Origin of the sequence: Streptomyces sp. NPDC048416 (assembly GCF_043200435.1) — a bacterium.
Taxonomy (GTDB): domain Bacteria; phylum Actinomycetota; class Actinomycetes; order Streptomycetales; family Streptomycetaceae; genus Streptomyces.
Genome location: NZ_JBICXU010000003.1, coordinates 343,011 through 355,391 on the forward strand (window position 1 = coordinate 343,011; position 12,381 = coordinate 355,391).

Genomic DNA, 12,381 nt, shown 5'->3' on the forward strand with positions numbered 1-12,381 from the left:
CATGATCGCGACTGCGACGGGCGGAACGCGCCGATCCGGGCAGGGGAGCGCGGGTGAGCGGTGGGTTCGTGCGCGTGACGTACGCGGGAGCAACAGTTGTGACGTCGGTCACACGAGTGAACTGCGGTGCAGGTCATGGCACTTGGGGTGATCGTACGGTTGCTCTGCGCTGGGAACGCGTGTCCTGGAGGTAACCCGCACGGGGGTCGGTTTCGGTGTGCAGGGGTGAGAACACAGATGTTCCGCCCCGGCACGAAGATGTGCGCTCCGGGGCTCCAACGAAAGAACGAGGAGGGCTTCGTGGGGCTACACCTGACCTGGTACGCGTTCGCCGTTGTCGGCGCCTACCGGACGATCACCGTGTGCTTCGAAGCCGTCGTACGGCACGCACTGCGCATCGCCGCGCAGGACCGCTCCACCGCCCCTGCCGGGACGCCCGCCCGCCGGCCCGCCGCGGGCTCCGGCCGGCCTCTCGGCCCACACGCCCTCACGCTGTACCAGGACCTCGCGCAGGCAGCGCACCAGGACTCGGAGGCGGACCGGTGAACGACGCCCCCGGCCAGGAGTACCACCTGATCGAGCCCGACCCGGAGCGGCCCGCGCTGCCCCCCGACTTCGACTCCTTCTTCCGTCGGCACAAGGACGAGTTCCTGCGCATAGCCCAGTACCGGCTGCGCAATCTGCACGACGCGGACGATGCCCTCATGGAGGCCGCACTCGTCATGCACCGCAAGGCGGAACGGATCCTCGCCCATCCCAACCCGATCGCCCTGGCCCACCGGATCCTCAACAACGCGATCGTCGACTTCTACCGCCGCCGCGTCCGTATCTCCTCCCGCGAACGCAGCGTCGCCGAGCCTCCCGACAGTGCCTACCTCACCGAACTGCGGGGCAGCGACCGCCTCGACCGGGCGGTGGAGTACCTGCGGACGATCGCCCCGCTCCAAGCCCAGTGCCTGGAGCTGCACCACCTCGCCGAACTGACCTACAAGGAGATCGCCCGACGACTGGAGATCACCGAGAACGCCGCGAAGACCAATGCCTGCAAAGGCAAGAAGAAGCTGGAAACTCTCATGCGCACGGACCTTCCTGACGTGGAGAAAGGGGACTCCTGATGCTGGAAGACCTCCTGAAGAAACAGGCGGAGCACCTGCGTGCCGAAGTCGCCGCCCACAGCACGGACCACTTCATGCACCGCCTGGCCGCCCGGGCCGCCGAGGACGCCCGGCGCCCCGGCCGGATCCAGCAGCTGCCCGCGGCCGCCGCCCTCGCCGGGCCTGCCTCGCCGCGCAGCACGCCGCTCCCGGTCGTCCAACTCGCCCCGCCGCCGCCGGGCCCGGCCACCGCCGCGGGCGGACCGAGCAGGCCCCGTACCCGGCGCGGCATCCGCCGCCGTCCCACACCGATCATCGTCCACGACCCGGCCGTCGCCCAGATCGCCGTATTCGGGTACGTCCAGCAGCTGTGCGACATCGTGCTGCGCTCCAACGACATAGACACTTTGGCCGCGTTCGACGCGCACTACGACGGTGCGGGGGCGCGCACCTTCGCCTGTCTGCTCTACACCCTCGACAAGCGCGAGAGCGCCCTGTACTGGTGGCGGTTCGCCGCGGGCACCGGGGACCCCCTCGCCGCCCACCTGCTCGCCGCCTATCACGCGGCGGTCGGCACGGCGGCCGATGCCCGGCTGTGGCGGGTGTTCGCGCGAACGCTGGGGTTCGCCCGCGACCGGCATCTGCCGCAGCCCGTACGCAGACGCACCGAACTCGCCGAGGGATTCGCCCGCGACTTCCCCTGCAACCAGGAAGTACGGCTGTTCATGCGCTATCCGCACCTGCCGCGCGAACTCGCCGCACGCTGACGCGCGAGCCGGGCTCGCCCGCGCGGGGCCGGCCTCGGGTGGCCGCCACCCCGCGTTCGGCCCCGACCGGGGCGGCCGTGCGGGCGGAGCGCCATGGAATGTGGCTCCATGGGTAGGGAGAGCCTGTTCGTGCGGTGGGCGAGGGCTGAGCGGGAAGGGGCGCGGGATGGTGCTGCTGGCGGCCGGGGCGGTGGAGCCCACGGGGCAGGGCTGGCTCCAGGCGGGCGAGTTCGGCCTGGCGTTCCTGCTGTCGGCCGCCATCGGCCTCGAACGGGAGATCCGTCAGAAGGCGGCGGGCCTGCGGACGTACACGACGGTCGGCGTCGGCGCCGCACTGTTCACGCTGGTCAGCAAGTACGGCTTCGGTGACGTGCTGCACGCCGGGACCATCGAGCTCGACCCGTCGCGCGTGACGGCGCAGATCGTGTCGGGGGTGGGCTTCATCGGTGCCGGGGTCATCTTCGTGCACCGGGGCTCGGTCCAGGGCCTCACCACGGCGGCGACGATCTGGCTGACGGCGGCCGTCGGCGCCGCCGCGGCTGCGGGACTGCCGCTCCTGTCGATCCTGGCGGCCGCCGCGTACTTCGTCGCCGCGTACGTGGTCCGCCCCCTGGTCCACCGGTTGCCCGCCATGCGGTCGGTGGCCTCGCACTTCCGGATCACGTACGAACAGCGGCCCGGCCTCCTTCAGGAACTGATGGAGCAGTGCGAGCGCGCCGGGTTCACCGTCGCGGGGCTCCAGATGCTCAGGGCGGGCGGCACGGGGGAGATGGGGGAGGTTCTGATCTCGGCGGCCGGCCGCGGCGACCCCAGCGCGCTGACCGCCCGGTTCGCGGATGTCGCAGGCGTGGTGGCGTGCAGCCGCGGAGGCAACGAGGACGAGTGAACGCGCCCGGGCCGGTCTTCCGCCGGGGCTGCCCCGCTTCCGCCTGGCCCGGCTTACGAACCCGGACCCGGACCCGGACCCGCTCAGTCTCCCAACTCGGCCAGTCGCCCAACTCGGTCAGTCTCTGGAGCCGGCCAATCTCCGGGCCTGACCAGCTTCCGGGCCCGGCCGTCTCCCGACCCGGCCAGTCTCCGGGCCCGGCCTTCTCCCGACCTGGCGGTGTTCGTATTCGCCCGGCCCGCGGGCCGCGGACCGCGGCCCGCGTCAGGCGGTCGCGGGCCGTTCCATGGCGTGCGGCACGGTTTTCCTCGGCCGACGGGAAGCGAGAAGGCCCAGCACCACGGCGAACGCGATGGCGACGATGTGCTCGCGGCCCGCCAGGTTCGGCTTCTCGAAGGACCGCAGCACCGTCGGGCCGACGGCGCACACGAACAGCACCGGTGCCCGCTTCACGGTGGCGATGTGGGCGAAGAGACCGACCACGGCGGCCGACGCACCGGTGTCGATGACTTGGGCCGCCTCCGGCGGCAGCCCCCACCACCGCGGTCCCGCCGCGATCATGACGCGGGCGCTGAGCGTGCCCGCGAGTGAGACGGCGTACGCCACGAGCAGGGTCCTGCGGAGGCCGAGCACCAACTGGGCCAGCGCGAACGCGAGGAACAGCACAGGGATGCCGGGCAGGGCCGCCATGTCGCGCGCGGGGACGAACAACGAGAGGGGCGTACGGAGCAGCACGAGCGGGAGCGGGATGTCACCCCGTACGTGGGAGATGAGCCGCACCAGGACGGACCCCGTCCGCGACTGGTCCACCGCGTGCAGCAGGAGCACCGCAGCCGATGCGCAGACCGCCAGGAGTGCGCCGGACAGCCCGCGCCGCACGAGGGCCCGGACCGGCTCGACCACGACGGAGCGGAACTCGCGGCGCAGGTTCCGTGCGAGGAAACGTACGAAACGCTTGAGGCTGCGTTCGGCCGCCCCGAGCGGTTCGGTCACGGGGGCGGCGACAGGGAGCGCGCGTTGCGCGACCCCCGGCCCCGGCTCCACCGTCCGTATCCGGACGTCCGTCTCCCCGCGCACCATGAACCCCCACACCCGCCCCGGCCAGGGACTCCCCGCCGGCCTTCGGCCGATCCTGCCATGGGGCGCACGCGGAACCCCGGCCGCCCCCACCCTTTTCGATCACCTGTACGGCATCGCGCCGTATGCCACGCATACGCACATAACGACGTAAGTCTTACTAATCAGTTTCAATCGAAAATCAGGCCACTCGATGGAGTGAAAGGCGTATTAGGCATAACCCATCTGGCCCTGGCGGCGTTGATGGCGGTGCGGGCGAGTGGCCCGCGACCAACTCCGGAAGGCAGGAAACCAATGAGACGGGTCGCCATGAAGGGTCTGGTCACGGTGGTGGCCACGGGCGGTGTGCTGGCAGCGGCCGGCTACGCCCACGCGGACTCCAGCGCCGGCGGGAGCGCTGTCTCGTCCCCGGGGCTGCTGGCGGGCAACGCCGTGCAGCTTCCGGTGGACCTCCCGGTCAACGCCTGCGGGAACACGGTCGACGTGCTCGGCCTGCTCAACCCCGCGGCGGGCAACACGTGCGCCAACGTCTCGGGTGCCCACCACGGCGCGCGGCCGGGTTCGGCGCACTCGGGCAACGGCGGGGGCGCCTCCGCGTCCGGGGCAGGGGGGAATTCGCCGGGGCTGCTGTCCGGCAACGGCCTCCAGCTTCCGGTGGATCTGCCGGTCAACATCGCGGGCAACTCCGTCAGCGTGGTGGGCGTGGGCAACCCGGCTGTCGGCAACACGGCGGTGAACCACACCACGCCGCCAGTCCGGCACCGCCCCGCGCCGCCGCCCGCCCCGGCGCCCAAGCCGGCCCCGGCACCGCCCGTGACGCGTGCGAACCCCGTGCCGCAGCAGCTGCCCCAGGCAGCCACGCTCGCGCACACCGGCGCGGACGGGCTCGGCCTTGCGATTCCCGCCTCCGCCGCGCTGCTCCTGGGCGGCGGGGTGCTCTACCGGAGGTCCCGCGGCGCCCAGCGCTAGGTATCCGAAGGACGCCCCGGCGGACGACGCGCGCACCGCGCGCGCGGCAGGCCGGGCGCAGACCGTGCGGTCGGCCCGAAGCAGGCCGCGCGGCAGGCGTGCGGCATGCGTGCGGCATTGGCGCGGCAGGCGCGCGGCAGACGTGGCCCCGGTGTTGGCGCACACCGGGGCCACGGCCGTGCGGCGGCGCGGCTCAGGAGTGTGCGGGCGGGCAGTCGACCCGGACGACTGGGCTCCAGTACGTGTCGCTCGTGTCACTGGTGGCGAACAGGCCGCCGCCGTACTCGTAGTAGAGGTACGAGGAGAAGCCCAGGCTCCGCCCGCACGCGGAGTCCACGGCGATGCGATAGGTCAGGGTCACCGTGCGGCTCTCGCCCGGGGCGAGGGGAAGCGAATAGGCGCGGCCCAGGTTGCCGGCGCCGTCGAACCCGCAAGGAGCGTCCTCCGTGCGGCAGGACACCACCGCGTACTTCAGATCCGGCTGCCGGCTGGTCTCCCAGGTCGGCCGGATCGACTGGTAGACGAATCTGATCCCGGTCGACTGCGTGTTGGTGAGCGTCATCGACACGTCCACGGTGGAGCCCGGCGTGACCGCGGCCGTATCCGTGCTGAACGTCAGATCGGCCGTGTCGGCGTTCGCGGGCGTGCCCACGGCGAACAGCAGGGCGCCGGCGCATGAAAGGACCGCGGCGAGGCCAAGACCTGCGAGGCGTGTCGTCTTCATGGCCCAGCAGACTAGAAGCTGCCCCGCCCGCCGTCCCCCCGCTTCTGCTCCAACGGCTCGAAACCACCGGTGCGCCGGGGACACGAAGCCTTTCGCCAAAGTCGTCCAGAAGGCGGGTAGTTGGGGGATCGGGCCGCCAACAAGCGTGATGACCACGGGCGTTGGGCAGGCAAGCGAAGTACCGGCTCCTTTGGGCCGGACCGGCTCTCCCCGAGCCCGGCCACTCGACCGCATTGGGGGCGGATGACGTCATGGAGCAGCAGCCCTGGCGATTCTCGGACGACCGTGGACAGGTGTCGACGGCGGCGCGACCGCCGTCCCGCGTGGTGGCCTACATCCAGGCCGGGGCCACGTTGGAGGACCTGGGCGTCCGCCCGGTGGCCGTGTTCGGGTCCTTCCACGACGGGCCGCGGCCCGACCCGGCCAAGCGCGGCGCGCTGCCCCTGGACGAGGTCGGTTATCTGGGGGCGGGCGGCGACCTCGACGTGGAGGCGCTGCTCGCCGTCGCACCGGATGTCGTCGTCGCCGTCAGCTACGGCGGGGGTCAGGTGTACGGGCTCGACCCCGACACCGCCAAGCACCTGGAGGAGCGCGTCCCGGTGGTCGTGCTCGACGTGGGGCAGGCGGGCACCCTGGCGCGAACAAGGGGCCGATTCGCCGAGCTCGCGCGGTCGTTGGGCGCGCCCGCCGAGGACACCACCGCACTGGCCGCCGCCGAGGAGCGGCTGTGTGCGGCCGCCCGGCAAACACCCCGGCCGCGCGTCCTCGCCCTCTCCCCGGCCGGTCCTGAGCAGGTCCATCTGGCCCGCCCGCAGGCCTGGACCGAGCTGCGGGACCTGACGCGGTGCGGGGTGGAACTGATCGAGCCGGGGCAGGGACCAGGCACGGGCTGGCTCACCACGCACTGGGCGACAGCCGCCGAACTGCGCCCCGACATCGTCCTCGTGGACATCAGGGCGAACGCGGCTCCCCTCGACACGCTACGGTCCGACGCGTCGTGGCGCGCCCTGGAGGCGGGGGCCCGCGTCATCGCCTGGAACCCGGAGCTCCCGTGCAGCGCCGCCGCCCACGCCGCGTTCTTCGAGCGGTTGGCGGCCGCGGCCGAGGAGTGCGACGGGGCTGTCTGAGGGAGCGTCGGGGGCTGGGCCGAAACCGCCGAACGCAGGCCGTGCCGCCCCGCCCCCGGGCCACGGCGCGGCCCTCACCGGCCGGTCACGCGGCGACACCTCTTGAGATACGGCACGTTCCCTGTGACAGGTCGCAACGCGAGTATCTACATTGGCCGTTGACGCAGCGACGCACCCCAGGAGACACACCCGTGACCGAGAACCCCGCACCCTCCTCGACGCCCGACCATGTGCGTGACCGCATCAACACCGCACAGCCGCACACCGCCCGGATCTGGAACTACTGGCTCGGCGGCAAGGACAACTACCCCGTCGACCGGGAGACCGGCGACCAGATCCGCGCGCTCCACCCGGGCATCGGCGACTACGCGCAGGCCGACCGGCTCTTCCTCGGGCGGGCCGTGCGCCATCTGGTGGCCGACCGGGGCGTGCGCCAGTTCCTCGACGTCGGCACCGGGCTGCCCACCGCCGACAACACCCACGAGGTCGCCCAGCGTCTGGCGCCCGAGGCGCGGATCGTCTACGTGGACAACGATCCGCTGGTCCTCGCGCACGCCCGCGCCCTGCTGACCAGCACCCCCGAAGGGCGCACGGACTACCTCGACGCCGACCTGCGGGACAGCGCCACCATCCTGGAGCACGCGGCGAAGACCCTCGATCTGAGCCGGCCGGTCGCTCTCATGCTGCTCGGCGTCGTCATCTTCATCGAGGACGAGGCCGAGGCGCGCGGGCTCGTACGCGATCTGATGAAGGAACTGGCCCCGGGCAGCTTCCTCGTTCTCTCGCACACCATCACCAGCCCGGCGATGCCCGACGTCGACGACGCCGTGGCGTTCTGGAACCAGCACGGCACGCCCAAGCTGACCCAGCGCACCCCGGAGCAGGTGGCCCGGTTCTTCGAAGGGCTCGACCTGCTGGAGCCCGGGCTCGTGTCGTGTTCGCGCTGGCGCCCGGACACGGCCGGTGAACTTCCCGACGAGGTGGCGATGTACGGCGGTGTCGGCCTCAAGCGCTGAGCCCGCGCCCCGCAGCGGGGTGTTCACGGCCGGGGCGGCCCGGACGAGGGCGCCCCGCCCGTGTGCCCGCCCGTGTGCAGGCTGCCCACGAGTGTGAAGAGCGCGGCCTCATTGCCCGCGAGCCCCGCCTGCGCGAGCGCTTCGTCCGCCTCGGCGATGACCCCTTCAAGTGCGAGCGGGGCCTGCGGGCGGTCCGGGGGCGCGTCGAGGGCGGCCCGCACGGTGCTCAGCAGGCGCAGATAGGCCTGGGCGGCTGAGCGTTCATGGGATGTCATCACAACGGTGGTGGTCATCGGCGGCCTTCCCTCGGCAGTACGGGCTCACCGTTCACGATGCCGTACGCCACTGACAATCGTCCGTCACGGCCCGCTGACGCGCGACCGCTTGGGGCCCGAACCGGCGTGACGGGCTCGCCGCCGCAGGCCTTCGAGCCCGTCGTTCCGCACCGGCCGGCCGACGGCGCCGCCTCAGCGACGCCCCGCAAAACACGGGCTCTTGATCGGGCCGTACGCCTCAACCCACCAGCCGCAGAGCCGTGTCCGAGACCCCCACGCGCACCGACTGACCCCACGTCAGGTCCAGCGCGTCGTTCTCCATCCCGTCGCCGAACGCGACCAGGCGGTCCGACTCGACGGTGATCCGCAACCGCTCCGACCGGGACAGCTCCCCTTCGACCAGCGAGGTGCCGGTCACCGGCGACGGCCATGCCTCGCGCACGAACCACACCAGGCGCGGATCGGCACGGCCGGGCAGCGCCGGTGCGTCCGCGCGCTGCCGCCACAGCGAGCGCAACCAGCCGGTCGCCCCCGTGCCCGTACCCACCAGGACACCCGACGAGGCGTGCGCCTCCGAGGTGGCGTCCGGGTGGTCGGGGCCGATGCGGTAACGGGCGGTCTGGTGGCTGGGTGCGCCGAGGTAGATCTCGTTGAGCGCGAGCAGCCGCTGGCCGTCGTCGGTGTATGCCTCCACCATGGTCAATTCCTCGACCGTGCGGCCGTGTGACGCCGCCGAGGACAGCAACTTCGCCGTGGCGGAGGGCCGGTGGCGCACCAGCACTCCGGGGTTGCGCCCCGGTTCGGGGTCGACCCCGATGACCGGCTGACCCGCGAGGTACTTGGCGGCGTTGGCGACCAGACCGTCCTGTCCGACGACCACGACGACGTCCTGCGGAGCGAACAGGAAGCGGTCGAGGTCGGCGCGCTCGACGCGGGCCTGGCGCCATGTCGGAGGAATCGCCGCCGCCACGTCGGCCAGGGCACGCAGCGTCCGGTGATGACGGTCGGCCACCTCACGGATGCTCCGGCCCCGCGTGGAGAGGAAGAAGTCGGCCTGGCCGTGCGTGCCGTGCCGGGCCAGCAACTCCTCGTACTCCGATGCGCGATGAACGAGCACCGCGCGAGGCGCCAGACTCACGACGGCTCACCCCGTCCAGGTTCACGCGGTTCACGCGATGAACTCCGCTCACCCTGTGCACCAGGTTCACCCCGGTCACCCCGCTCACTTCGCTCACCCCGGCCACCCCGGCCGAGCCGGGCCAGTACGTCCGTGAGCAGGTCGGGGGAGAGGGTGAGGCTGTCGATCCGGGGCAGGTTCTCCGCCAGCCGGGTCGCGGCGAGAGCGTGCAGGGTCGCCGTGTCCGCCTCACCGTGCACCCGAAGCCAGGCATCCTGGGCGCCGGCCCGCGCCTCGCCCGCCGCGCGGGCGGCCTCCGCCTCGGCTCGGGCCAGCCGTACCGTGCGGGCGGCCTCGGCCTCGGTGCGCACCGCGTCCGCCGCCGCTGCCTCCTCCGCCTCGCGACGGGTGTTGGTGCCGCGCTGTTCCACCAACTGCTCCTCGCGCCGGGCGAGTTCGATACGGCTGGCGAGCTCGTTCTCGGCGATGGTCCGCTCCCGCTCGACGGCCACCGCGCGTCGTTCGTACGTCGCCCGGTCCGCCTCCTGCTGGATCCGCTCCCGCGCCGGAGTCCGCAGCGCACGCTCCACCTCGGGTTCCGGCCGGATCGCGACCACGCGCACCGCCACCACTTCGATGCCGGTCGCGGGCAGCCGGGGTTCCGTCGCGAGCCCGGTCGCGATCCGTTCGCGTACCGCTGCGACGCCGTCGGCGAGCGCGGCCGACAGCTCGGTGCGCGCCAGTACGTCCAGCGCATGCTGCTGGGCCGTCTCGGTGAGCAGGGTCGACAGTTGTTCCAGAGGGTCGCCGCGCCAGATCCCGGTGTCCGGGTCGAGCGAGAAGTCGAGCCGGTCGGCGGCGGTGCCCGGCTCGCTGATCCGGTACGTCACGGTCGCCTGCACGGTGACGTCCTGGAAGTCGGAGGTACGCGCGTGGAAGGCCATGGCCAGTTCCCGGTCGTTGACCGGGACTTCCGACAGTGCGGCGCTCAGCGGCCTGAACCAGAAGCTCAGCCCGGCTCCGTCATGAGCCAGGGCGCCGTTCCTGTGGTGCCGGACGTGCGACGTGGGTGCCGAGCGCAGATGGCGCCAGCCGAAGCGCCTGGAGATGTCGGCCATGGGAGAACCCCTCTCTTTTCGTCACCTTGACGATAGGCGGGCTCGTCTTTCTCGTCAAGGTGACGTAAAAGAGGGGTGCGAGGGGGACGGGCGCCCGCCTCTCTCGAAGCGAGTTCACTCAACGGTGTCGAAGGTGCGCGGGAGGTGCTTCGAGGCTGCGCGCGGGGTGCGTCGAAGGCGGGACCGCGGTGCGATTCGGCGGGGGAGGTCATCCGAGGCGGGATGTCGGCGCTTTAACTTCGCTTTGCCCGATCAAGGGAGTTGGGGCCCTTCGGGCGGGATGGCCCTCGTCTTCGAGCGGCGCGGCGTGCGGCTCAATTTGAATGCATATCGGGTTATTTCACCGCTGTCCGGTCTACACATCAGGAGTCCGTGGGATCAGTGACGGGAGCGGGAATGTCAGACATCAGCCGAAGGGGATTGCTGGGAGCGGGACTTGGAGTGGTGGCCGCGGCGGGACTCGCCGGGTGCGGCTCGCTGGGGGACGAGGACGCCGGCCGACCGGGCCGGCCGGGCCAGGGGCAGGGGCCGGGGAAACCCGCGAAAGCGCAGGTGAAGAGGATTGGTGACGGTTCGACGGCGGACACGGGCGAGCAGCCCAACCAGCCCGAGAAGCCCGTCCCGCTCGAACCGGGCCAGACCCCACCGCAGTTCGTGATCTTCTCCTGGGACGGCGCGGGCGAGGTCGGCAACGGGCTCTTCCCGCGCTTCCTCGAACTGGCGAGGGATCACGGCGCGGGGATGACGTTCTTCCTCTCCGGCCTCTATCTGCTCCCCGAGTCGAAGAGGAGCCTCTACCGCCCCCCGAACAACCCCGTCGGCGCCTCCGACATCGGCTACCTCTCCAACACGCACCTCAAGGAGACGCTGAAGTACACCGGGCAGGCCTGGCTGGACGGTCACGAGATCGGCACGCACTTCAACGGCCACTTCTGCGGCGGCTCCGGATCGGTCGCGGCCTGGACCCCTGCCCAGTGGAACAGCGAGATCGACCAGGCTGTCTCCTTCGTCACCGAGTGGCGCACCAACACCGGCTGGAACGACGAGGACCCGCTGCCGTTCGACTACCACAAGGAGCTCGTCGGCGGCCGCACGCCGTGTCTCCTGGGCCAGGACAACCTGCTGCCGACGGCGAAGGACCGCGGCTGGCGCTATGACGCCTCGTCACCCGGGGGCCGCCAGAAGTGGCCGGAGAAGCGCCACGGCGTATGGGACCTGCCGCTCCAGGGCATCCCGTTCCCCGGCCACTCCTTCGAGGTCCTTTCGATGGACTACAACATCCTCGCCAACCAGTCGAAGAACAGCACCAAGGGCATGACGTCGCGCTATCTGGGCTGGCGGACCCAGGCCACCGCCGCGTACCTGGCGGGCTTCAAGCGCGCCTACGAGACCAACCGTGCGCCCTTCTACATCGGCAACCACTTCGAGGAGTGGAACGGCGGCATCTACATGGACGCCGTCGAGGAGGCCCTGAAGGCGATGGCGGGCAAGCGGGACGTACGCCTCGTGTCGTTCCGCCAGTTCGTGGACTGGCTCGATGTCCAGGACCCGAAGGTGCTCGACCGGCTGCGTGCCCTGGAAGTGGGGCAGGCGCCGCCCGGCGGCTGGAACGCCTACTTCAAGGCGGCCTGAACGCGGCCTGCACCGGGGACGGGTCAAGGGCGACACGCGGGAGCGTGGTCGCCGACCCCCGGAAAGTTCACTCGACCGGGCGACGTGCTCCACATTTTGCCCGGCTCCGGCCCGACCGGCGCACCCTGCGGCGATGGGCGCCGTCGAGGGCGACGCGCCCGATTCGGCGGGGCTCGCCGGGTGGTGCCGGGAGGCGGGTACGCCGGGCCCGGGGTCTGCTCGAAGGAGGCAAGCGTGCCCCCGGCCATCCGGGTGGCGCGGCCGCGCACACCGGCGGCCTCGGGACTCGAAGCGCGCAGCGGTTCGGGCGCAGCCCGGGGCGGATGGAGCACACCATGCACGAAATGCGAGCGGAAACAGTCCTCGACGGGCTGGACGCGGAGAACCGGGACGCTCTCCTGTGGCACGTCATGAGCGACCAGGACCCCACCACGCTGTGCGGCCGGAGCCTCGAACGACACGAGGCGGCGACCCGGGTGCCCCCGGAGCTGACCGACGCCGACCGCTACTGCGGGGCCTGCATGGCCTCCTGCTGAAGGCGCACGGACCCTCGATTCGAGGGGCGCGTCGAGCGGCCTT

At 71.8% G+C, this 12,381-nt stretch carries 13 protein-coding genes and 1 pseudogene; 9 read left to right on the top strand and 5 right to left on the bottom strand.

Translation table 11 applies throughout. The annotated features are described in order from the left end of the window. Positions 1 to 300 precede the first annotated feature (300 nt). From ACGFW5_RS06310 to ACGFW5_RS06325, 4 genes are all read left to right on the top strand, one after another. Positions 301 to 546, top strand: a complete 246-nt coding sequence (locus ACGFW5_RS06310; RefSeq protein WP_393833015.1) for a hypothetical protein — start codon at positions 301 to 303, stop codon at positions 544 to 546. After that, positions 543 to 1,115, top strand: coding sequence for an RNA polymerase sigma factor (locus ACGFW5_RS06315; RefSeq protein ID WP_393833016.1), 573 nt, complete (start codon positions 543 to 545; stop codon positions 1,113 to 1,115). The genes ACGFW5_RS06310 and ACGFW5_RS06315 overlap by 4 nt, the downstream gene beginning before the upstream one ends. Beyond that, positions 1,115 to 1,861, top strand: coding sequence for a hypothetical protein (locus ACGFW5_RS06320; RefSeq protein WP_393833017.1), 747 nt, complete (start codon positions 1,115 to 1,117; stop codon positions 1,859 to 1,861). The genes ACGFW5_RS06315 and ACGFW5_RS06320 overlap by 1 nt, the downstream gene beginning before the upstream one ends. Positions 1,862 to 2,027: 166 nt before the next feature. Beyond that, a complete protein-coding gene (locus tag ACGFW5_RS06325; protein WP_393833018.1) occupies positions 2,028 to 2,747 on the top strand; it encodes an MgtC/SapB family protein in 720 nt (239 codons plus the stop codon). A 264-nt stretch (positions 2,748 to 3,011) separates the two neighbouring features. Here the strand turns inward: ACGFW5_RS06325 and ACGFW5_RS06330 are convergent, their stop codons facing one another. Beyond that, entirely contained in the window at positions 3,012 to 3,740 is a 729-nt protein-coding gene (locus tag ACGFW5_RS06330) for a hypothetical protein (protein WP_393833019.1), read from the bottom strand. A 393-nt stretch (positions 3,741 to 4,133) separates the two neighbouring features. On the opposite strand from ACGFW5_RS06330, the gene ACGFW5_RS06335 reads away from it, so the two are divergent. Continuing rightward, on the top strand, positions 4,134 to 4,793 hold the full coding sequence (locus tag ACGFW5_RS06335; protein ID WP_393833020.1) for a chaplin: 660 nt from the start codon (positions 4,134 to 4,136) through the stop codon (positions 4,791 to 4,793). 193 nt (positions 4,794 to 4,986) lie between these two features. Here ACGFW5_RS06335 and ACGFW5_RS06340 read toward each other — a convergent pair whose 3' ends face one another. Further along, entirely contained in the window at positions 4,987 to 5,517 is a 531-nt protein-coding gene (locus ACGFW5_RS06340) for a hypothetical protein (protein WP_393833021.1), read from the bottom strand. 251 nt (positions 5,518 to 5,768) lie between these two features. Between ACGFW5_RS06340 and ACGFW5_RS06345 the strand changes: the two genes are divergently transcribed. After that, positions 5,769 to 6,644, top strand: coding sequence for an ABC transporter substrate-binding protein (locus tag ACGFW5_RS06345; protein WP_393833022.1), 876 nt, complete (start codon positions 5,769 to 5,771; stop codon positions 6,642 to 6,644). A gap of 191 nt (positions 6,645 to 6,835) precedes the next feature. Beyond that, on the top strand, positions 6,836 to 7,660 hold the full coding sequence (locus tag ACGFW5_RS06350) for an SAM-dependent methyltransferase (RefSeq protein ID WP_393833023.1): 825 nt from the start codon (positions 6,836 to 6,838) through the stop codon (positions 7,658 to 7,660). A 23-nt stretch (positions 7,661 to 7,683) separates the two neighbouring features. Here the strand turns inward: ACGFW5_RS06350 and ACGFW5_RS06355 are convergent, their stop codons facing one another. The 3 genes and pseudogenes from ACGFW5_RS06355 to ACGFW5_RS06365 all read right to left on the bottom strand — a co-directional run. Further along, the gene (locus tag ACGFW5_RS06355; protein ID WP_393833024.1) at positions 7,684 to 7,953 is read right to left on the bottom strand and encodes a hypothetical protein; all 270 of its coding nucleotides are present in this window, start codon (positions 7,951 to 7,953) and stop codon (positions 7,684 to 7,686) included. Positions 7,954 to 8,173: 220 nt separating this feature from the next. Next, entirely contained in the window at positions 8,174 to 9,073 is a 900-nt protein-coding gene (locus ACGFW5_RS06360; protein WP_393833025.1) for a hypothetical protein, read from the bottom strand. Between the two features lie 95 nt (positions 9,074 to 9,168). Next, a pseudogene (locus tag ACGFW5_RS06365) lies at positions 9,169 to 10,170 on the bottom strand (SPFH domain-containing protein); the annotation flags it as partial. Positions 10,171 to 10,566: 396 nt separating this feature from the next. On the opposite strand from ACGFW5_RS06365, the gene ACGFW5_RS06370 reads away from it, so the two are divergent. Beyond that, positions 10,567 to 11,802, top strand: coding sequence for a hypothetical protein (locus ACGFW5_RS06370; RefSeq protein WP_393833026.1), 1,236 nt, complete (start codon positions 10,567 to 10,569; stop codon positions 11,800 to 11,802). A gap of 335 nt (positions 11,803 to 12,137) precedes the next feature. Continuing rightward, the gene (locus ACGFW5_RS06375) at positions 12,138 to 12,338 is read left to right on the top strand and encodes a hypothetical protein (RefSeq protein ID WP_393833027.1); all 201 of its coding nucleotides are present in this window, start codon (positions 12,138 to 12,140) and stop codon (positions 12,336 to 12,338) included. Positions 12,339 to 12,381: the final 43 nt, after the last annotated feature.